Origin of the sequence: Psychrobacter sp. APC 3281, assembly GCF_030407815.1 — a bacterium.
Taxonomy (GTDB): Bacteria; Pseudomonadota; Gammaproteobacteria; order Pseudomonadales; family Moraxellaceae; genus Psychrobacter.
In genome coordinates, this window is sequence record NZ_JASDCS010000008.1 from 1 (window position 1) to 22,481 (window position 22,481).

19 protein-coding genes are annotated in these 22,481 nt (G+C 41.9%); 1 reads left to right on the top strand and 18 read right to left on the bottom strand.

Translation table 11 applies throughout. The features are described from left to right. Positions 1-188 precede the first annotated feature (188 nt). The 4 genes from QL886_RS08165 to QL886_RS08180 all read right to left on the bottom strand — a co-directional run bounded on the left by QL886_RS08165 (position 189) and on the right by QL886_RS08180 (position 6,126). A complete protein-coding gene (locus tag QL886_RS08165) occupies positions 189-620 on the bottom strand; it encodes an HIT family protein (protein WP_057759208.1) in 432 nt (143 codons plus the stop codon). A gap of 150 nt (positions 621-770) precedes the next feature. Then, positions 771-4,481 (bottom strand): transcription-repair coupling factor, encoded by a 3,711-nt coding sequence (gene mfd, locus QL886_RS08170; RefSeq protein ID WP_290178319.1) that lies wholly within the window; start codon positions 4,479-4,481, stop codon positions 771-773. Positions 4,482-4,698: 217 nt separating this feature from the next. Continuing rightward, a complete protein-coding gene (rraA, locus tag QL886_RS08175; protein ID WP_290178320.1) occupies positions 4,699-5,235 on the bottom strand; it encodes a ribonuclease E activity regulator RraA in 537 nt (178 codons plus the stop codon). Positions 5,236-5,424: 189 nt separating this feature from the next. Further along, positions 5,425-6,126, bottom strand: a complete 702-nt coding sequence (locus QL886_RS08180; RefSeq protein ID WP_057759204.1) for an NAD-dependent epimerase/dehydratase family protein — start codon at positions 6,124-6,126, stop codon at positions 5,425-5,427. A gap of 464 nt (positions 6,127-6,590) precedes the next feature. Here QL886_RS08180 and rpsT point away from each other — a divergent pair, with 464 nt between their 5' ends. Beyond that, the gene (gene rpsT / locus QL886_RS08185; RefSeq protein WP_010200097.1) at positions 6,591-6,857 is read left to right on the top strand and encodes a 30S ribosomal protein S20; all 267 of its coding nucleotides are present in this window, start codon (positions 6,591-6,593) and stop codon (positions 6,855-6,857) included. A 154-nt stretch (positions 6,858-7,011) separates the two neighbouring features. Here the strand turns inward: rpsT and QL886_RS08190 are convergent, their stop codons facing one another. The 14 genes from QL886_RS08190 to hemE form a co-directional block, all read right to left on the bottom strand. After that, on the bottom strand, positions 7,012-7,848 hold the full coding sequence (locus tag QL886_RS08190) for a histidine phosphatase family protein (protein ID WP_102091939.1): 837 nt from the start codon (positions 7,846-7,848) through the stop codon (positions 7,012-7,014). A gap of 158 nt (positions 7,849-8,006) precedes the next feature. Continuing rightward, entirely contained in the window at positions 8,007-8,819 is an 813-nt protein-coding gene (locus tag QL886_RS08195) for a metallophosphoesterase (protein ID WP_290178321.1), read from the bottom strand. 210 nt (positions 8,820-9,029) lie between these two features. Beyond that, the gene (pyrF, locus tag QL886_RS08200) at positions 9,030-9,728 is read right to left on the bottom strand and encodes an orotidine-5'-phosphate decarboxylase (protein WP_102091941.1); all 699 of its coding nucleotides are present in this window, start codon (positions 9,726-9,728) and stop codon (positions 9,030-9,032) included. 104 nt (positions 9,729-9,832) lie between these two features. Beyond that, positions 9,833-10,240, bottom strand: coding sequence for a lipopolysaccharide assembly protein LapA domain-containing protein (locus QL886_RS08205; RefSeq protein WP_102091942.1), 408 nt, complete (start codon positions 10,238-10,240; stop codon positions 9,833-9,835). A gap of 62 nt (positions 10,241-10,302) precedes the next feature. Then, a complete protein-coding gene (locus QL886_RS08210; RefSeq protein WP_057759195.1) occupies positions 10,303-10,608 on the bottom strand; it encodes an integration host factor subunit beta in 306 nt (101 codons plus the stop codon). Between the two features lie 324 nt (positions 10,609-10,932). Next, positions 10,933-12,621 carry a 30S ribosomal protein S1 gene (rpsA, locus tag QL886_RS08215; protein WP_057759193.1) on the bottom strand — a complete coding sequence of 563 codons (1,689 nt, stop codon included), beginning with the start codon at positions 12,619-12,621 and terminating at the stop codon, positions 10,933-10,935. Between the two features lie 307 nt (positions 12,622-12,928). Then, a complete protein-coding gene (gene cmk, locus QL886_RS08220; protein ID WP_290178322.1) occupies positions 12,929-13,696 on the bottom strand; it encodes a (d)CMP kinase in 768 nt (255 codons plus the stop codon). A gap of 189 nt (positions 13,697-13,885) precedes the next feature. Beyond that, a complete protein-coding gene (gene tadA / locus QL886_RS08225) occupies positions 13,886-14,410 on the bottom strand; it encodes a tRNA adenosine(34) deaminase TadA (protein WP_290178323.1) in 525 nt (174 codons plus the stop codon). A 27-nt stretch (positions 14,411-14,437) separates the two neighbouring features. Next, the gene (locus QL886_RS08230; RefSeq protein WP_201605546.1) at positions 14,438-15,175 is read right to left on the bottom strand and encodes a uracil-DNA glycosylase; all 738 of its coding nucleotides are present in this window, start codon (positions 15,173-15,175) and stop codon (positions 14,438-14,440) included. A 180-nt stretch (positions 15,176-15,355) separates the two neighbouring features. After that, the gene (clpA, locus tag QL886_RS08235; RefSeq protein ID WP_290178324.1) at positions 15,356-17,887 is read right to left on the bottom strand and encodes an ATP-dependent Clp protease ATP-binding subunit ClpA; all 2,532 of its coding nucleotides are present in this window, start codon (positions 17,885-17,887) and stop codon (positions 15,356-15,358) included. Positions 17,888-18,523: 636 nt separating this feature from the next. Then, complete coding sequence (locus tag QL886_RS08240) at positions 18,524-18,919, bottom strand: ATP-dependent Clp protease adaptor ClpS (RefSeq protein ID WP_101206289.1); 396 nt, start codon at positions 18,917-18,919, stop codon at positions 18,524-18,526. A 163-nt stretch (positions 18,920-19,082) separates the two neighbouring features. Continuing rightward, positions 19,083-19,949, bottom strand: coding sequence for a hypothetical protein (locus QL886_RS08245; RefSeq protein WP_201566998.1), 867 nt, complete (start codon positions 19,947-19,949; stop codon positions 19,083-19,085). A gap of 103 nt (positions 19,950-20,052) precedes the next feature. Beyond that, a complete protein-coding gene (gene argC / locus QL886_RS08250) occupies positions 20,053-21,120 on the bottom strand; it encodes an N-acetyl-gamma-glutamyl-phosphate reductase (RefSeq protein ID WP_290178325.1) in 1,068 nt (355 codons plus the stop codon). A gap of 137 nt (positions 21,121-21,257) precedes the next feature. After that, on the bottom strand, positions 21,258-22,394 hold the full coding sequence (hemE, locus tag QL886_RS08255) for a uroporphyrinogen decarboxylase (protein WP_191114928.1): 1,137 nt from the start codon (positions 22,392-22,394) through the stop codon (positions 21,258-21,260). Positions 22,395-22,481: the final 87 nt, after the last annotated feature.

Below are 22,481 nucleotides of genomic sequence, written 5' to 3' on the forward strand. Positions count from 1 at the left end.
GAAATAAGTTTAAACAAGGTTACTGATGACTATAAGGCGACCTTTTGTCTAGTTTAGTGGCTGTTTTACAGTTTTATTCAAACTTAATTAGAAAAGGGAGGCCAGATACATTTAAGTATCTGGCCTCCCTTTTCACCTATAAAATTTAGGTTCAAGCTATTCTTATTAAATGCAGGATAGAATGATAATTACATTTGCCAATCAAACGGCATTTGGTGATGACCACGTAGCGCCATCATCAATGTTTGCTGCATTTGCGCCAATACTTCTTTAGTATATGGCACAGCTGGCACACCCCATACTGGGTTTGGCCATTGCATATCATTTTGATAACGGACAATGTGATGAAAATGAAGTTGTGGTACTTGATTACCAAGAGCGGCTACATTCATTTTATCGGCTTGAAAGGTTTTGGCTAACTGGCTCGACAACCAGCTGGACTCTCGTAAAAACTGTGTTTGATCTGCCTCAGACAGCTCATATAACTCTTTGATACCTGAGACACGTGGCACTAATATCAGCCAAGGAAATTGGCAGTCATTGATTAAACGACAAGTGGATAATGGAAAATCCCCCACTAAAAAACTATCAGCAGCAAGTTTATGATGAAGTTGGAACATAATGACGGTTCTCTTGTTGTTTAATGCAAATAAAATACAGAGGGTTAAAAAGTTAGTTTGGCTATTTTATCAGTTATCGGGTTGATAAAATAGCACCATAATTTATTGCCTTAGTATGACTACCTAGCCTACTTGATATCCAGCTATGTACTAAGCAGGCTCTGTCACCATGTGCTCGCTAAAATAGCGCAGCAGCTCTTGTATGACCGTCACACGCTGTTGCGGTGTGGCTAATTTATCGCTATTTTGGTAACGAATACCAGATGCGCCATTCATACGATAATGCTGACCATTTGATTGGATCAATTTAATAATCGCTAATGCATCAACTGGAGTATCTGGCGCAAATTCCAGCGTCATACTACTACTATTAGCATCAATTTTGTTAATCTTAAGCGGCTCTGCTTGTAAACGTAATCCATGAATGGCGAATAATTGCTTGGTTTGATCTGGCAGTGCCCCGAAGCGATCTATCATTTCCGTGCGAATATCAGTCAATGCTTCTTTATCATCGGTATTGCTAATACGCTTGTAAAACAATAAGCGCTGATGCACGTCATGTAGATACTCCTCTGGAATGAGAGCTGAGCTATGTAGATTAATCTCACTGGTTAGCGACAATGGTGTATTTAAATCAGGTTCCTTGCCAGCTTTAATGGCTTTAGTCGCCCGCTCAAGCATATCCATGTACAAGCTAAAACCAATCGCCTGCATATTGCCACTTTGCTGCTTACCCAATATCTCCCCTGCACCGCGAATCTCTAAATCCTCACTTGCCAGCATAAAGCCTGCGCCTAATGTGTTGGCGCGCTCAATCGCATGCAAACGGCGCTTGGCATCACCTTTGAGGCCTTTCAGAGAAGGCACTAGTAAGTAGCAATACGCTTGATGATGACTACGTCCTACTCGGCCTCTCAGCTGATGCAATTGCGCAAGACCAAACTTATCTGCACGCTCAATGATGATCGTATTGGCATTGGGCACATCAATGCCCGTTTCGATAATGGTAGAGCAAACCAACACATTGAATTTTTTATGATAAAACTGCTGCATGATCTGCTCAAGTTGGCGCTCTTGCATTTGTCCATGTGCCACCCCTACTCGCGCTTCTGGCACTAGATCACGAATAGTCTCTGCCATACGCTCGATACTGGCAACATCATTATGTAGTAGATAGACCTGCCCACCACGCAGAAGCTCACGCAATATGGCTTCTTTCATCAGGGCTTCTGTCTTTTGCATTACAAAAGTTTTAATGGCAAGACGACGGGCAGGCGGTGTGGCGATAATCGACATATCGCGCATACCTGAGAGCGCCATATTTAGCGTTCTAGGGATCGGAGTTGCCGTCATAGACATACTATCGACATCTGTCTGAATGGCCTTGATACGCTCTTTATGACGCACTCCAAAGCGATGCTCTTCATCAACAATCATCAGGCCAAGGTTGGCAAATTTCACATCTGGTTGTAGCAGTTTATGAGTACCAATGACAATGTCCACTTTACCAGCAGCCAAATCAGCCAATACCATTTCTTGATGTTTTTTGCCACCAAAGCGCGATAAGCTCTCGATACGGACTGGCCAATCGGCAAAACGATCGCGGAAGTTGTCTTCATGCTGACCGGCAAGCAATGTGGTAGGCACCAGTACGGCAACCTGATAGCCAGCACTAACGGCAATAAACGCGGCTCGCATCGCGACTTCTGTTTTACCAAAACCAACATCGCCGCAAATAAGACGATCCATCGGCTGGTTTTGTCTCATGTCTTCCATTACTGCATGAATAGCATTGGCTTGGTCGGCGGTTTCTTCAAAGGCAAACTGGCTAGCGAATAGCTCATACTGTGATGGGTCTATTTTGAAATGAATGCCAACTTTGGCCTCACGTCTTGCCTGCATATTGAGCAATTCAGCAGCAACGTCATGAATTTGCTCTAATGCTTTTTGCTTGGCTCGGTCCCATTTACCACTACCAATCTTATGTAGCGGTGCTAACGCTGGATCACCGCCACTATAGCGACTAATCATTTGCAAATTAGCAACTGGCACATAGATACTAGCGTCATCAGAATATTTTAAATGAATAAATTCTTGCTCACCATCGCCCACATCTAAGGTAATCAAGCCATTATAACGACCGATACCATGCTCGATATGCACCACTGGACTGCCATCTGTTATCTCAGTAACGCTCTTGACTAAGAATTCTTCTGACACACCGCTTTGGCGACGACGGCGTGTCTGTAAGACTTGACGACCAAACAGCTGTGTTTCGCTAATCAGTACCAAACGCTCAGGCACGTAGACACCGCGCTCAATTGGCGCTACGGTCAGACCGACATGCGGTAGATGATTGTTATTAATAGCGCTGGTTTTATCTGCGGCTAAAAATGCCTCAAAGCTATCATACGCTTTGATATCAATCTTGCCTTTGAACAGTTCAATGAGAATCTCGCGACGGCCTGCGGTTTCTGCAACGATTAGTACGGGTGTCGAAGTCTTTGATTGCGTATCCAAGAAGTCGAGCAATTCGGATAATGGTTCAGATTTTTGATGATTGACTGCTAATTGTGGCGGTTCTTGAGCACTTAATGTCACCAGTCCTTGTTGTTTAGTGACACTCAATGGCAATGGTATTTGTGAGGCATCTATACTTTCTGGCACTCCCACATCATTCATCGTAGCCAGTTCATCACGAGCACTTAATATTACTCTTGGATACTGGTTTAGCTGTTCGTTAAGCGCGTTAGATAATAGATACAGCATTGCTGGCTCTACGATAGGCTTATCAATGTCATGGCGACGCTCTTCGTAGCGGCGCTGGATTTGTGACCAGTAATCGGCTTGTTTTTCATTGATTAATTCATCGGTGATAAACAACGCATCGCTTGGTAAATAGGAAAATAAACTACTCTCCGCCTCCCAGTCTTTTAAGTCAAAAAATAGCGGTTGATAATACTCTAATCCGCTACTAGCAATTCCTGCCATTACGTCTTTGTGCAGCTCAGACTTTCGGCTGCTGGTATTAGGGAACAGCGCAGCAAAGTTCGTGCGGAAGGTCTCACGCCCTTCATCGAGCGGAAACTCTTTGGCAGGCAAGATTTGAAATTGTTCGATAGGTTTAGAGATATCTGGCATTTTGTGCAGTAGTGACAATGACTCTTTTGCCATACTGGTATCGTTGCCCGTTAACATCGCCTTCAAATCATCGGCAGTCAATGTACGCTGGGTTTGAGGATGAAAAAAGCGAATCGTTTCGATTTCATCATCGAACAAGTCTAAACGCAGCGGAAAAGGCTGACCCATGGCAAAAATATCAATAATACTGCCACGCACTGCAAACTCACCTGGTTCAAAGACATTTTCAACAGCGCGGTAGCCTGCCTTTGCCAACAGCCCACGTTGCGTATTGATATCAAACTGATCACCGACACTCAAATCAAAATGCTGACCAATCAGCCAACTTGGCGGTGCAACGCGATGCATCAGCGCCTGTACGGAGATAAGCAGCACACCTGATCTTGGCATATCCGTCAGCAGGTTGATGCGCTCACTAACGATGTCTTGATGCGGAGACAGCTCATCATAAGTCAATGTTTCCCAGTCAGGGAACACATAAGCATCGACTCCGCAAAATGCCAGCTCGGTCTCTATTTGATTGAGTTGGTTTTGGTCACGTGCCACCACGACCTTTAATCGCTCGGCAACATTCCACATAGGTGTTTGAACCAAGCTTGCCAGCCACAAACTGCTGACCGCACCATGGACAGGCGCTAGCCAACGCCGCTCGGCATTTTGGATAGGGAACAACTGCTGGTTAATAGGGTCAAACGCGTCAGTCAGAGCAGTAATAGGCATAAAGAATAGGATCAAAGTTAAGGAGTCAGAAAGCTATTATACGAATATTTGAGCAATTACCAAAACTTATGCCGTAACGGTTTGTCACTTAAGAGTTTACTCATTAATAATTGAGGGTTAACAACGATTATTGCGCTTTAACTGTCGTTACATAACAAAAAACCCCAACTTATCAGCTGAGGTTTTTGTTTTTACTAATCAAGCCAGGCCTAAAGCTTCAGCTGATAAGGGGTTTATCGCTAGCGATGATGCCATTGTTATCAGCATAAACAAACATACCCGAATTCAACGTCAAATCACCAAAACTAATTTCGATATCCGTTTGACCTTCATCACGACGAGTTGATTTGCGCGGGATACAACCAAGCGCCATCACGCCAAGATCCATCTCTGCCATGTCATCAACATCGCGAACACAGCCATATACAATAACCCCAGCCCAGCCGTTGTCGATAGCTGATTGTGCAATCATATCGCCTAGTAATGCACAGCGCATAGAGCCGCCACCATCGACGATCAACACTTTCCCATTGCCTTCTTTGTCTTTACCATCGCTATTCAATAGTGACTTAACACGACTATTGTCTTCAAAGCACTTAACCGTCACGATTTCACCGCAGAATTTGTCTTTTGTACCAAACTGACGGAATGACTTGCCTTCGATATTTGGCAAGCATACTTGAGACTCAGGATTGGCATCCAATAGATCACAAGTGACAAAACTTTCTCTATCCATTTGTATCGATTCTGACATTGCTCCTGCTCCTTATTTTAGTGATTCAACTAACTGTTATTCAAATACTTATTGATACTTTGATAATAGTTATTGTATTTTTTACTCTTGTGTTCTTGTTCTAATGCAATCTTGTTCTGACGCAATTAAAAATCGATATCTATAGATTTCCGTTTTTGAGACTGAGTCTGTCACTAGAAAAAATGTACTTTATTTTTTGACACGAGTCATCGCTAGCATCTGTTTGTTTTCGATAATGTCGATATGCTTAATTTGAGGTTCAGTACGATATTTACTACGATGATAGATATCATGAGCACTCATGGCCATAGCACTGGCAACGCGTTTAGCAGAAATAGGATGTAACGATAGCGACTCTGACACGAGCGGCGAGATGAGTTTAAAGGCTTTTTGACCAATGCTCTCAAGCGGACGACCTTTATGCTTACCAAGTAATAATGACGGACGGAAGACGACCAATTGGCCAAAATCTAATGCCATAACAGCCTGCTCTGTTTCAGCCTTAACTCGATTGTATAAAAAACGACTATCAATATCCGCATTCATTGAGGAGAGTAAAAAGAAATTCTCTACCCCTTTGTCACGACATAACTTGGCAAAGTTTACATTATAGTCTCGATCTACTTTGCGAAACGCCTCATCACTACCAGCCTGCTTTTTTGTCGTACCCAAACAACTAAAAGCATCCGTGGTTCGATCGGCACCGACACTTGCAAACACTTCAGAGAGATTATCAAAATCATTGATTTGATAAAAACGCATGCTGGCATTAATGTAGCGTGGCGGGCGACGAGCAATCACAATCAATGTGTCATAAAGCTCACTCAGTTGCTTTACCAAATGCTGCCCTACTAACCCCGTTGCGCCAATCACAATTGCTTTTCGCTGCATATCCTATCCACTTATATAACATTAGATGAACTATATTGATGAGAAAATACCTATATCAAGGTCTATCGTTAGAATATCATACCTAAATTCCTCAATAACTGACGCTATTATATAGGATATATTGTAAGAGATTTTATCAACCCTCTACGTCTATCAACGCTTACTATTGATTTAGTTACTAGAATGACCCAAATTCGATGATATTACGTAACTTCTTTGAGCATTAATCATCAAATATATTGTCCTTAGTTCAATAATTTGCTAAGATAATCGGCTTTACACGTCAACGCTGTTTAATTATTCCAAACAGCTCTGGCGCTTACGATGATCTATTCATATTAGATACTTTAATATCAGACATCGACATCATATTTGACGAGACGGCTGCTCGTCACCGATGATTGTTAAACCCATTATTGCAATCAACATTCATATTTTTATCTATCTTTATCAAGGAGATACGCGTGGCTAATACTGCACAAGCTCGTAAACGCGCCCGTCAAAACACCAAACGTCGTCAGAACTCTGCGTCACAACGCTCTATGGTTCGTACTTACTTAAAACGTGTTGATGCGGCTATCGCAGCTAAAGATTATGACGCGGCTACCGAAGCTTACAAAAAAGCGGTACCAGTTCTTGATCGTATGGCTGACAAAGGTATTATTCATAAGAATAAAGCTGCTCGTCGTAAGAGCCGCCTAAACAAAACAATCAAAGGCCTACAAGCTTAAGATTTGTATTGGTTAGACCGCATTTCGCTTTTATAGCGTAATGACTAAAACCTTGTTACTGGTTCTAATACCGTGGCAAGGTTTTTTTATGCCTATTCAAAACGTATTCAATGAATAGTTACTATATCAACTCATTCAATGTTTGAACAAAACATCAATTCCACTGCACTTCTGGCGGCAATAGCAACTTGCTAGGATGGTAGCCAGCTGCACGATAACCGTCTAACAATGAACTAATCGGCCGAGTATATACCTGACCCCGCCAAATAAAATGGGCGCTCGCTTGATCAAATGGCTTATCATCGAACCATAAGAACACGCCTTCCATCATCTTTGGCCAATCATTCCAATCAATCTCTACCACATCGAACATGACGGCTAAGAATGCAGATAGCAACGTGTCATGACTCACAGCGAGCATCAGATGGCCATGCTGCGGCTGATTCTGGTAAAAAAGTGACAGAATATCCAAACCGCCTTGATAGGTATTTTTAGTCCCTTCCAAATTGCCTTGCAAAAAGCGATTGATAAAGTTCAACACGCCAATTTCTTTGAACACAGGGTTGGCTATTTCAGGTTCAGTGACGAGGCTACCAGGCTCAACTAACAATGATTGATGCGTAATATTACGCCGTAGTCCTGCCCCCTCTTGCATCAGCTGCGCGGTATCGATACAACGTCCAATGGGGCTGGAGATACTATCGACGTCGAGCGAATATGGTAGATGACCTGATAACCAACGACCCCAAGACTTTGCCAGTATACGGCCTTTAGGAGTCAACGGTAACTGATAGCTGGCAAAACCATTACCATCAGATCGCTCTCGTAAAGAGTGCCTGGTAAATAGTATCAGCCGCTTATTTTCAGGCAATAGGCTGACAGAGGAGATCATACTATCTGGTAGGTGCGAAGGTGCAGGCGCGCTTGGTGTGTGACTCGCAAGCTTGTCAGCAGATATTTTTGACAGGGTGTTATTCAGATATTTACTCATGACAGCAAGCCTAGCAGATTTCTTATCAGGAATGAACCACAGACAAATCTAGTTGCAATATATCTTATAAATACTCTGCACTCTTTCAAAAAAGTGCTTTATTCAAAAGAGTCTATGTCTAGAATAAATGAAGATTTGCCAGATATTTATACACGGTCCTAGCCAACATCAATGACTTTGTCCCACGCGAACTCTAATGCGGTACTACTGACCTCATTAGGATAGGCTCGTGGATTGACGATCACTCGTGTATTACCAATTTTATAATCAAATGCTTCATGAGTATGTCCATGTACCCATAGCATCGGTGCCCAATCCTCGTGCATCCATCCTGACAAGTCACTGACGAAAGCCGCATTACTTGGTAGATTGGCATATTTTTCAGATACCGATAACGCACTGACGCTGTGATGACTCATGACTACTGTTTTTTTACCCAGTTTATGAGATTCAATCAAAGCTTGCTGTAGCCACTGACGATGCTCCGCATGAATCTGCATAGATACTTCAGGTGAAAACAGTTCATTGCCTGCATAGATTTGCTTATAGTCACGCATAAAATGCCTAGCAGCGGCCATGGTGTCTTCGTTAGCATGATACTGATAGTCTGTCCAAAGCGTACAACCTAAAAGGCGTATATCACCGATATCGATATGCTGACATTGTAAGACGCGAACCCCTTTTTTAGACGCAGTATCATAGTTATCCCAAGTTGCCAGTTTATGGTCAAATTTCAAGACATCTTCATCAAAGTATTCATGATTACCAGCGATAGTAATCAGGGGAACTTCTAAGCGCGCTGCTTGTTCTTGCAACCACGGCATACCTTTGTCGCTATTAGCAGTATCTCCTGCTACTAATACTAAATCTGCATCAGTTTTAGGAATATGCCCAATGGGGTGCGATTGACGTGCATAACTATCAATATGTAAGTCACTCAATATCTGTAATTTCATATTATCCAACATCATCTAGTGGCGTTATTATTAAAAATCTAATTAGCGATAAACGCTCATAGCAGTACTACTGATATTTAGCTACATGAGCATTTTTAATATAGTTATTATATTTTAGAAAGTTTGTAAGAATAAATTTAAGTAGTGTAGCAGCTTTTCCTTGACCATCAAAAAGTAAAAAGACAGCCATTTAGGCTGTCTCTTTTTCTTAACGTCTATTCAAACTTAAATACTTTGAAGTATCGTCTGTAGTTTAGCAGCAGGGTCTGAGGCTTGAGTGATCGAACGACCAATGACTAAATAATCAGAACCGTCTATTAGCGCCTGACTTGGTGTACAGATACGTTTTTGATCATCTGCGTTGTCTTCAGCTAAGCGAATACCAGGCGTCACCAGTTTAAAATCCTGACCACATAATGCTTTAAGTGCTTTTGCTTCTTGAGCCGAGCACACCACACCATCAAGACCAGCTTGCTTAGTCAGTTGTGCTAGTCGGCTGACTTGGGTATCTAAGCTATCAGTGATGCCTGTTTGCATCAACGCTTCACTATCCATAGAGGTCAATACGGTGACTGCAATGAGCAAGGTATCGAGATCTCTATCTAGCAAGCGCTGTTTTGCCAATGACATGGCTTCTAGACCTGCGCTAGCATGGACATTCACCATCCATACACCGAGCTCAGCGGCAGCCAATACTGCTTGAGCAGTGGTATTCGGAATATCATGGAATTTTAAGTCTAAGAACACTTCAAAATCACGTTGATGCAGTGCCTTGATGATATCAGGGCCACAACGCGTAAATAGCTCTTTACCGACTTTCAATCGACATTGGGATGGATCTAACTGATCAGCTAGCGCTAGAGACGCCTCTACCGTCATATTGTCTAGAGCGACGACAACTGGAGAGTTAATTACATTATTCATGGTTTTACCATATATTTTGAAATTATCAAAGTATTGTATTTGAGGTCAGTACTGCGATCGTTAAGCTATCACCTAGCAGATCACATAAAAAATCACTTAACGACTTAATCTCGTCTACGCTTAGACAGAGTAGAGCCTTCAGTTAGGCTAGTTGCGTCACTACTTTGTACATTGGCAGCAGAAGCACCATAAACAGCTTCATCTACTGTTGGCGCGCTTGCTTGACGATCGATAACTGTATTGGCTTGAGTCAATTGCTCTTGCAAGTTTGCGTTTGCTTTTTGCAGACGTGAGATTTCCCACTTATTTTGCAGCACACGAAAGATAAGCAATGCCAGTAAAATACCAATAACAATACCTAGCATCAAACACAAAATAAGTAGCAACCCTAGATTCATCGTAGGTGCTTGTGAAAACAGTAGGTTGACTCCGACCTCAGTATTATTTGCCAATACCAAACCAAGTGAATAGGCAAAGCTCAAAAACAGCAATACAAATAGTAGGAAGCGCATGAGACAGTTACCTCAGTTTGGAGTGATAAATTTTGACGGTTTGATAGCCAGTGCTGGTTTAACTAACCGTTTGCTACCGTATCGTTTACTGCTTCGCGTAAGGCCTTGCCTGGCTTAAAATGTGGAATCGCTTTAGCCGGTACAGGTACGCTTTCACCTGTCTTAGGATTACGTCCCATACGGGCACGGCGATGATGTAGACAAAAACTACCGAATCCGCGAACTTCGACTCGGCCATCATTGGCTAAAGTATGGGTCATCAAGTTTAAGATTTCACGCACTGCGTCATCAACCACGGTATCTGCCATGTTGTCACAGTTTGCACTCAAATTACTGATAAATTCGGATTTGTTAATCGCTTGCTGCATTATTACGCTTGCCTTGTTGATTGATGGATAAGCTGATGATAAGTCAACGCTCTATAGTACGTAAATGCGTTTGTATAACTAAACTATATATACTGAATCTTTGAAAACTAACATTCAGAATCATATTATGACTATAAAAAGCTTATAACTATCATCTCGTTACTCAATGGTGCAAATGATAGCGGATATTAGCGTAAATGGGAATAAGAGTTTGCCCATTTGGCTAAAAACCTCTATTACTAACTGTGTTAATAAAATCTAATCATAAAAAAAAGCGACCGAAGTCGCTTTTTTTATATTACTTTTATATCAATAGTTTGCAGCTTACTGCATTTGCTCTTTGATCAAATCACCAATAGTTTTTGGCTGTGCATCAGAACCTGGCGCAGCAGTAGTGTTCGTGCTACCAAGATCTTTAATCGCTTGACGCTCTTCAGCTTCGTCTTTCGCTTTGATAGACAAGTTGATGTTGCGTGTTTTACGATCAACACTGATGATTTTCGCTTCAACGTCATCACCAACAGTCAGATGCTTAGTTGCATCTTCAACGCGGTCACGTTGGATTTCAGAAGCACGTAGATAAGCTTCAACTTCGTCAGCAAGTTCGATAGTAGCACCTTTAGCGTCTACTTCTTTCACTTTACCATTAACGATAGCACCACGGTCATTGTTGACTAGGTATTCGTTGAATGGATCAGAGCTTAACTGCTTCACGCCTAGGCTGATACGGTTAGCTTCTGCATCTACAGACAATACCATTGCTTCAACGGTGTCACCTTTGTTGTAGTTACGGATAGCATCTTCGCCAGTTTCGTTCCAAGAGATATCAGATAGATGAACAAGACCATCAATACCACCGTCTAGACCGATAAAGATACCGAAGTCAGTGATTGATTTGATAGTACCAGTGATTTTATCACCGCGCTCATGCTTCTTATCAAACTCATCCCATGGATTAGCTAGAGTTTGTTTGATACCTAGGCTAATACGACGACGTTCTTCATCGATATCAAGAATCATTACTTCAACTTCATCGCCCACTTGAACTACTTTAGATGGGTGGATGTTTTTGTTGGTATGATCCATTTCTGATACGTGTACTAGACCTTCAATACCTTCAGAAATCTCAGCGAAACAACCATAGTCAGTCAAGTTGGTTACGCGAGCTTTTACAACACTACCTACTGGGTAAGTGCCGCCAACGTTATCCCAAGGATCAGTACCAAGTTGTTTTAGACCTAGGCTAACGCGGTTGCGTTCACGGTCAAACTTCAATACTTTAACTTTTAGGTCTTGGCCAACTTCAACAACTTCAGATGGATGCTTGATACGGCGCCATGCCATGTCAGTGATGTGCAATAGACCATCGATACCACCTAGATCAACGAACGCGCCGTAATCAGTAAGGTTCTTAACGATACCTTCGATCTCGATGCCTTCTTCAAGCTTGTTCAATAGCTCTTCGCGCTCAGCTGAGTTTTCAGCTTCCATAACTGCACGACGGCTAACAACAACGTTGTTGCGTTTCTGGTCAAGTTTGATGACTTTGAATTCTAGCTCTTTGCCTTCAAGATGCGTTGTATCACGGATAGGACGTACATCTACCAATGAACCTGGTAAGAACGCGCGTACTGAACCGATATCTACAGTGAAACCGCCTTTAACTTTGCTTGAAATGATACCTTTAACGATTTCATCGTTATCAGCGATTTTTTCAAGGAAGTTCCAAGTTTCAACACGTTTAGCTTTCTCACGTGACAGCAAGGTTTGACCCATGCCGTTATCAACCGCTTCAACTACGACATCAACGCTATCGCCAACTTCAACTTCAAGTTCGCCTTCTTCGCTTAAAAACTCTTCACGAGCGACGATACCTTCAGATTTAAGACCAGTATCTACTGTGATCCAATCGCTATCGATGGCCACAACAGCACCTGTAATAACCGAGCCACGCTCGATATCTAGGCCCTGCTCTTCAATGCTCGCTTCAAATAGTTCAGCAAATGATTCCATTATGTCTACCTTTGTATAGCCGTATCCTGTCCAGCACAGTACGGATCAAATTTATGATTGTATAGAACGAAATACTGGTTTTATATCCCATGCAATCATATAAAAAAACGTTTGTTGATAGCGAGCTCATCGTAATTAAAACTGACTAACAACAACTGTCTTATATCGACTGCAATATCTTGAATAAACTAAATTTTTCTTACTGCTTCAATAAAATTTAACTTAACCGTATTATTTTATACTAAAACAATGATTAATAGGAAACTTTTTAGTACTTAATATGTTGTTTTTACTAGCTATTAAATGACTAACTAGTGAAAAATATACCTTTATCTTGGCAATGTTTTTTGACCTGCTCATATACTGCATCAGCATTCAATGCTGAACTATCAAGTAATAATGCATCTGCCGCAGGCTTCGATGGCGCTGTACTGCGATTTTCATCACGATCATCACGCTCTTTTATCGTCGCTAAAATTGCCTCAAAATCTGCTGTTTGACCAGCGTTCAACAACTGAGTCACACGGCGTTCTGCACGCGCTTCAGCACTGGCCGTCAAAAATACCTTAACATCAGCATCTGGGAAAACAACCGTACCCATATCGCGACCATCAGCAACCAAACCTGAACGAGTGGCCATATCTTGTTGTAACTTGAGCAATGCTTGGCGAACCTGTGGAAAGACAGCTATCTGTGATGCATAGCCTCCTATCGTTTCATTGCGTACTTGCTCACCTACTGCTTGCCCATTAACAATGATGTCTACACGTCCTGAATCATTGTTTGGTACAAACGCTATCTCTAAGCTTTCAGTCAATGCTAATACAGCATCTTCATCGATTGGTTGGCTGGCATTTGCGCTAATCAAACCCGCTTCAAAGGCTTTTAGACCAACAATTCTATAAAGCGCACCAGAGTCTAACAACTGATAGCCTAACACTTGTGCTAGACGCCATGTAACAGTGCCTTTACCAGCGCCACTAGGACCATCGATACAAATAACAGGATAGCGCACTGATGAGTTGTGGCTATTCTCTGTATTGAGTAAAACATTATCAGGTGTAGAACTAGTCATAATACTTACTCAATAATATGCGTTACTTATATCGCTTATCGTATGTCATTAATAAAACAATATTTATTCGTATGTTAAGTCTTTAATAGCCCATTAAGATGGGTGCTATCAAATAGGGCAATATTATAGCAAAAAATCATCGTGACCACTAGCACCAAGACTGATATCTTGTTTATTAGTATTTCTAGTTTACATAGTGGCTTTATTCTTTTTTGCTGCTTGCCTACGCTCACGAAAAAATGTCTTTAGTATTTGGCTACTATGCTCGCTGCATAACCCACTATAGGCTTGGATACTATGGTTGTAGAAAGGTTGTAATGATAAGTCCATTTGACTACCAACCATCCCAGCACGCGGTTCACTCGCTGCGTACACCAGCTTGTTTACACGCGCATGAATTAATGCACCAATACACATCGTACAAGGCTCTAGAGTGACATATAAAGTAGTCTGTAGCGGCAATCGATAGTTTTCTAAACGCGTACAAGCGTCTCTTAATGCAACTATCTCTGCATGAGCAGTAGCATCATGGCTACTAATAGGTTGATTAAACCCTTGGCCGATAATCTGCTGATCATGTACCAATACCGCACCTACCGGTACCTCTCCTCGCTCAGCACCTTGCTTAGCAAGTTCGATTGCTTGTTGCATCCATTTAATATCTTCAGCTAACCAAAAGGTGTTGGACTGAATATTTAAAGATTGATATGGCATTAAGCTTATATTCTGTATATTTTGCATTTATTGTGGTAATTGCCAGTCAATTGGAGTTTGGCCGTACTGTACCAAGTAGTCATTTGTTTTAGAAAAAGGTTTAGTGCCAAAGAAGCCACCACGGTTTGCTGCAAGTGGTGATGGATGTACCGCTGTCAGAATCAAATGCTTATCCGTGTCGATATACTTACCTTTCTTTTGGGCTTTACTACCCCACAAAATAAATACGGTATGCTTTGTCTGTTCATTAACGGCATCGATGACAGCATCAGTAAACTGCTCCCAGCCTTTATTTTGATGACTGTTTGGCTCGCCTTCTCGTACAGTCAGTGAGCTATTAAGCAGTAGAACGCCTTGCTGCGCCCAGTATGTCAAATCGCCATGCGCTGAAGGCCGAATGCCAATGTCATCTGCCATTTCTTTAAGCAAGTTATTTAATGATGGTGGCTTTGGAATGGCTTTAGGAACAGAAAATGATAACCCCATAGCCTGACCTGGACGATGATAAGGATCTTGGCCCAAGATTACCACTTTGACTTGTGATAACGGTGTGAGATTAAGCGCATTGAACATCAATGGCGCAGGAGGATAAATACTATCGTCCGACTGATACGCCTCTTTTAAGAACGCGCGTAGATTGTCCATATTCTCAGACGTTAGTTCATCTGCTAACGCTGTTTTCCAATCTTCTGGTAAACGGACATTGTCTAAAATTGCTTGTTTTTGTTCTGGAGTCTTGGTTGTCGGTTCATCAAATAGTTCCATAGTGTGTCCTTTTTATACTTGTTATCTTGTTATAAGTTCCATAGCTTTGTTAAAGCTAGCTTACTGCAAATAATCATACTAACAAAAAATGGTGTTTGCTTTGTTGATGAATTATAGCAATAAAAAAACGGCTACCGCAGTAGTACGGTAGCCGTTTTTGTGACATCAACATTAAACAACTTAACTGGCTAAAGACTCAGAGTCAGGTTGTGGTTCATGAGTTTCAACAACTGTCAGAATAATACGACTATCAGCTGAGCCTTTGTCTGATACCTTATCAAGCTTCATTGTATCATTCTCTTGGGAATCATCGACTTTAGGCTCTAAGGTCAGGTGTACGACACCGCCATTGACCAAATCACCAAACAAAATCATACTTGCCAATGGTTTTTTGATTTCATCTTGAATCAGACGCTGCATTGGACGTGCACCCATTAAACGGTCATAGCCTTTATCTGCTAGGTAATCACGTACATCGTCATCAATCTCTAATGTCACTTGCTTATCATCAAGTTGTACTTGTAATTCAACTAAGAACTTATCGACAACTGATACGACAACTGACGTATCTAGAGGGTTGAACTGAATAATGGCGTCTAAGCGATTACGGAACTCTGGCGTGAAGACACGTTTCAGTGATTCTGTATTATCACGACTATGGTCTTGTTGAGTGAAGCCCATTGACGAGCGACTGATACTGTCAGCACCAACGTTCGTTGTCATAATAACGATGACCTGTTTAAAGATTGCCACACGACCATTGTTGTCAGTCAACGTACCATGATCCATGACTTGTAGTAACAAGTTAAAGACATCTGGATGCGCCTTTTCAATCTCATCAAGCAACAACACACAATGTGGGTGCTGATTAATTTTTTCAGTAAGTAAGCCGCCTTGATCATAGCCAACATAACCTGGAGGCGCACCGATCAAGCGTGATGCCGTGTGCGCTTCCATATACTCTGACATATCAAAGCGTACTAACTCTACACCTAACAGATTGGCTAGCTGACGTGATACTTCTGTTTTACCCACACCAGTTGGACCTGCAAACATAAATGAACCGATTGGCTTATCTGGCGCTTTTAATCCTGCACGTGATAGCTTGATAGCATCGGCCAACGTAGCAATCGCCTCATCTTGACCAAATACCAAGTGCTTCAGATCTCGATCTAAGTGCTCAAGGATACTCTTGTCATCACTCGATACAGATTTGGGTGGAATACGTGCCAGTTTAGCAATAATAGCTTCAATATCAGCCACATCGATTTTCATCGGTGGCTTTTGACCTTTTGATAATTTCACACCATCTGCTGATTTAGCACTATCGCTTGCTTTCGCAGTCGCTGCTTCATCCTGCATTTCATTATCTGTATCACCATCGATATCAGCATCAATCTGCGCATCAAAATCTTGCTCTAAATCAGCAATGAAACTTTCTTCCGCTTCGATATCATCGACATCAGGCACCACACCTAAGCGCTTATATGCACCTGCTTCGTCAATCACATCAATAGCTTTGTCAGGTAAAAAACGCTCATGAATATGTTTGGCTGATAACTGTACCGCTGTGACCAACGCTTCATCCGTATACTCAACATTATGGAATTCTTCATAACGAGGTTTCAGACCGCGTAGGATATCGATGGTGTCATCCACACTAGGTTCTTTAACATCGATTTTTTGGAAACGACGCGACAATGCATGATCTTTTTCAAATACTTGGCGATACTCAGTAAAGGTCGTTGAACCAATACAACGCAGCTCACCGTTAGCAAGCGCTGGCTTGATAAGATTCGATACATCCATATTGCTGCTCATTGATGAACCAGCACCAATAATCATATGAATTTCATCGATAAAAAGAATAGCATTTGGTTTTTTCTTTAACGCATCAAGCAATGACTTCATGCGTTTTTCAAAGTCACCGCGATACTTAGTTCCCGCAATCAATGAACCGATATCAAGGCTATAAATCACGCAACCATTAAGTGGCTTCGGTGCTTTGTCGTTGATGATTAACCATGCCAAACCTTCAGCGATAGAGGTTTTACCGACACCAGGCTCACCTACTAGCAATGGGTTATTTTTACGACGACGACACAGTACTTGGGCAGCACGTTCAATCTCAGAAGCACGGCCAATCAAAGGATCTGTTTTACCTTCAGCGGCTCGCTGGTTTAGATTGGTCGCAAATTCAACCAATGGATCTTTACTGGTCTTTTCAGAGGCACTACGGCGCTCAGTGCCTGCAGAACCACGTGATTCAGATGGCTCTTCTTTATCTTGACCATGTGACAAATACTGGGTTAACTCAAGGCGACTGATACCTTGTTTTTTAAGCAGGTAGACAGCATAGGTATCATGCTCTGAAAACATAGAGACCAAAATATCAGAGCCTTCTACCAATCGACCACCTCCGATCGACTGCACGTGAAAAATAGCACGTTGCAAAATACGATCAAAGCTTTGAGTCGGCTGCGGTGACTGTTCTGTATCAGCATCGATAGTTGGCGTGTGTTTATTAATATAAATCTCAAGCTCAGTACGCAACGCCGAGACATTAGCATTACAAGCAGTCAACGTATTGGCAGCATGAGTGTTTTCTAATAAGGCCAAAAGCAGGTGTTCAACAGTGAGATACTCATGCGATTTTTGGCGCGCAAGCGTCATTGCTAAACGTAGAGAAACTTCAAGATGACGACTTAACATAACAACTTCCTACGGTTATATCTATCTTTATAATTGATAGTTTTATGAATGAGTTAGTAAGTAAATCAGGGCGGTAGATGAATTGTTCAAGGGCTATATTCGTATTATTAGAAGTCATGAATAAATGAGGTGAGCGGTAGACTATTTACTAAATACTATAATCTCGCTATCAGCCAACAGTAATCATAACTATCAATGGCCGCTTTTCTTTATATCAACACGATACTTCAACGGAGTCAATCTATTAACACAGACTAAAATGTATCAAAGCGTGCTACAAGCTAGTAGCGACAACCTTAATAACGAATATTAAATGTTGAAAAACTGATTAGATAGAAAGAGATATTGATATTTTAGAAGCTAGAAATGACGTGGTTTTAGCAAGTTCAACGGAGATGCTTAATCTAAAACTATTGGACAGGCTGTTTAATAGATAGGGTTATTCGCTATAGAAATCAATACTATATGAATAATAAAAATATTTTAAAAGGCAAAGTTCATTTATAAGAGAAGTTACTGAAAAGTCGAAAAAGCTCACTATAAAGGTGAGCTTTAATATGGATTGCTTAGAAGGAGAGAACTGTAGGTAAAGCTTTAATAGAGCCATATATCAGTATAAGAAATTAATAAATTGCTCTACTCGCCTTGATGCGGTTCGATTTGGGTCAATAACGGATAACCTTCACGATGTGCCAGACTATTTACTTTTTTGGCCTTAGTCTCGGCGATATCTTTGGGATAAATACCAGCAATACCTTTGCTGCTATTATGAATAGTCAGCATAATCTCGACCGCAGAATCCATACTATGACGAAATTCTGACTGCAATATATATACAACAAACTCCATCGGCGTGTAGTTGTCATTATACATAACAACCGCATACATAGGCGGTTTGGCTACTTCAGGCTCTGCGACCAATACATCTGCTTGCGGTGACGTTTCACCATCGGTATCACCGTCTTGTGCACGATGAGCAGGCATATTGGGGAAGTGCCAATCAGCAACCGTTGGCGTGGCTTGTGATATCATTTTTTTCATCATAATCAAAATATAATTATAAGGTAAGTTTAAGATAGAGAATGTTAAGGCAGGCGATAAGGCATGGTATAAAGCACAACCACTAATTAGGGCTATTGTGCTTTGATTTCAACCACAGCATCGTCACTGAGTATTCCATTAAGACATGAGGTAGTTAAGGTACGATAGGACTTTCATCAACTTCTGGTAAATCTAGGAGCGATGGTAGCATGTTATCCACACTATCACCGAGCTTCCAGTCATACAATTGCTCTACTTTCTGACCACCAGCTTGCAAAGTCAGTTTGGCTTGCAATGGTCTAAAGCCTGATGGCATTACAAAGCGACCACGTATCCGAACGATACCTTCGATCATATGGTATGCAGGGTCAAGTGGTACTTCTACAAGGTCATCATTATTAAGTAGCGTCAATACAGGCCTCAAGCGTTTGGCTTGACCATCGCTGCTGAGCATCCCAATATCAAAACCATACTCAAAAGCATTTTCAGGTAATGGCGAAATTTTGGCACCTAATACCTGTAAAGGCATACCACCTTTCTTACGGATGACATCTGAATACAGCTCATTGAGCTGTGATACTTGCTTATTTTCTACTGTTAGTTCTTGCTGGCTTTCACGCAACTCTTTTAAATTAGCCAAACTGATGGCCAGTTCTTGTTTGGCAGTTGCCGCTTGGTTAGTGGCTATCTTATTGCTAAGGCGCAAGTCTTCTAGTGCTTGTGTCGCTTCAGTGCTATCGATGATTGCTTGCTTGGCTTCTGTTTCCATCGAATGAAGACCACGTTGGTAGCCAAGCTTATGACCGAATACCAGCCCAACCACCGCTGTCACTAATACGGCTACAACAAACAGTGCCAATACCAATGTAGAAGCGCCGCGTTGTGAGCTAGCAATACCACTTATCGGGACATTATTATTTCTAAAGGAATGCTGTTTGCGCTCCAAGCTAGGTATAACTGAGTCTTTGCACGATAGACGTGCTGGCTGTGAGCAAAAGCGTAGTACGAGCTGAACACGCATTTAGACAGTATCTCTTAAGGGTAAGGGCAAGTCATTATAGCCGAATTTATAATCAATACCTAGCACCGTAAATGTGAATGATTGGAATATGAAGTCGTTGATATTAAGGAACAATCGGTGCAAAGTTCAGCCCCATTGACTCATCAAAACCGAACATCACATTCATGTTTTGCACAGCCTGCCCAGCAGCACCTTTGACTAAGTTATCTTGAACGACGATAACTGTTAGCTCAGCGCGCTCATTGTCCTGATGTACGGCAATGCGTAGACGGTTACTAGCACGAACACTGCGCGTATCGGGATAAAGCCCCTTTGGCATGACATCAACAAACAATTCTGACGCATAGCTATTTTCAAACGCTTGCTGCCAATCGATAGCAGCGCCAGCATCGGTCAGCTCCATATGAATAGAGCTTAGCATGCCACGAATCATCGGTACTAAATGCGGCAAAAAACGAATACGGTGCGCGAACTGACTGTCTAATAACTGTGCGACACCCTGCTCAATCTCTGGTAAATGGCGATGACCTTCGACGCTATAAGCCTTAAAGCTATCCGTTGTCTCAGCATAGTTAAGCGCAAGTGATGCTTGACGGCCTGCACCAGACACGCCAGATTTTGCATCGATAACAATACGAGACTCAATCAAACGCTCTTCTTGCTTATTCTGGGCTGCGATAATTGGTTTTAGACCCAAAATCGCAGTGGTTGGATAACAGCCTGGGTTGCCTACTAGTAACGCATTCGCAAGCTTGTCACGATTGATTTCTGGTAGGCCGTAGACTGCTGTTTTCAACAGTTCAGGACAAGCATGTGACTGCTTGTACCAGTGCTCAAAGTCAGTCAATGACTGCAAACGAAAATCAGCAGCCAAATCGATGACCTTGACGCCAGCTTGAGTAAGCGCTTCAGCTTGCTTCATTGCTACACCATGCGGAGTCGCAAAAAACACAACATCACATTTTTGCAATGCAGCAAGCGTATTATCACCCAAGTCGCTAAAAACGATGTCAGACACACCGCGTAAGCTTGGAAAGATTTCATCAGCACGAGTGCCAGCTTCGCTACGAGAAGTTAATAAATCAATAGAAACCTCAGGATGAGCAGATAATAAGCGAATGAGCTCAATACCCGTATAGCCTGTACCACCGACAATCGCTGCTGAAATCATAAAACACCCTTTTCTTGGTAAATACTAAATATGCACTGATAGATTCTATATTTTCCTGTAATGCGTGTAGTTCTACAAATCATGCAATTCTACAAATACAGAACAAAGACAGAGTCACTCTCTAAATATTCTGACTCTTAAATTTTATAGTCGTGTACTGCATCCACAAACACTTTGGCATTGTCAGGATTGACCCACTGAGTGATACCATGACCTAAGTTTGCTATGTAACCAGTCTTTTCACCATCAGCATAAGCACGGTCAAGCATCGCATTTACTTCCGAACGGATAGTTGCAGGCGAGCCATATAATGTCGCTGGATCTAAGTTACCTTGGATAGCTTTGCTACTTTGCAGTTTTTTATGCTTTTTGGTCAATTGACGCTGACTCTCAGTCAATACTTGACGCGCACGATCAATCGGCATCGTCCAGTCTAGACCTAGCACATCTGCTTCGCTGTCAGCCTGAATATCAAGCCATAACCCACCACCTTTAGTGAATAGCACTACAGGTACTTGTGGATGACGTTCCTTTAATTCGGCGACAATACGTTTATTATAAATGTGTGAAAATTCGATAAATTGACGATGGCCTAACGCCCCGCCCCAACTATCAAATATCTGAACGATTTGAGCACCAGCGACGATTTGGGCATCTAAATAGTCAATAACTGACGTCGCCAGCTTATCTAATAACTGATGTAAAAAATCAGGGTTACTATACAAGAAGCCTTTGGTATAACGATAATCCTTCGAGCTACCGCCCTCTATCATATAAGTAGCCAATGTCCACGGACTACCAGAAAAACCAAATAATGGAACTTGACCATTCAATGCTTTACGAATGCTAGTTACAGCACGCATGACATAGTCTAGAGAGTCGTTTGGCTCAAGCACTGGCAATCTATCAAGATCAGCCTGCTCACGGATAGGATGTTTGAACTTAGGGCCTTCACCCGTTTCAAAATATAGGCCCAGTCCCATTGCATCAGGGATAGTTAGAATATCACTAAATAAAATAGCAGCATCCAAGTCATAGCGACGCAATGGCTGTAGAGTCACTTCAGTAGCGCGGTCTGTATCTTTACACAGACTCATAAAGTCACCCGCTTCAGCGCGAGTGGCCTTATACTCTGGTAAATAACGACCAGCTTGGCGCATCATCCATACCGGTGTGGTATCAATGGGCTCAAAACGTAATGCACGTAGCAATCTATCATTTTTTAAAGGTGCAAACTGTTGCTGAACCGAGTTACTACCGTCTGAAGCACTCATGTACAAATCTCCAAAACAGCGTAATATCCATATTTATAAATGGATATTATGCTGGATAAAATAAGTTGAATAAAAAAGGTTATATGA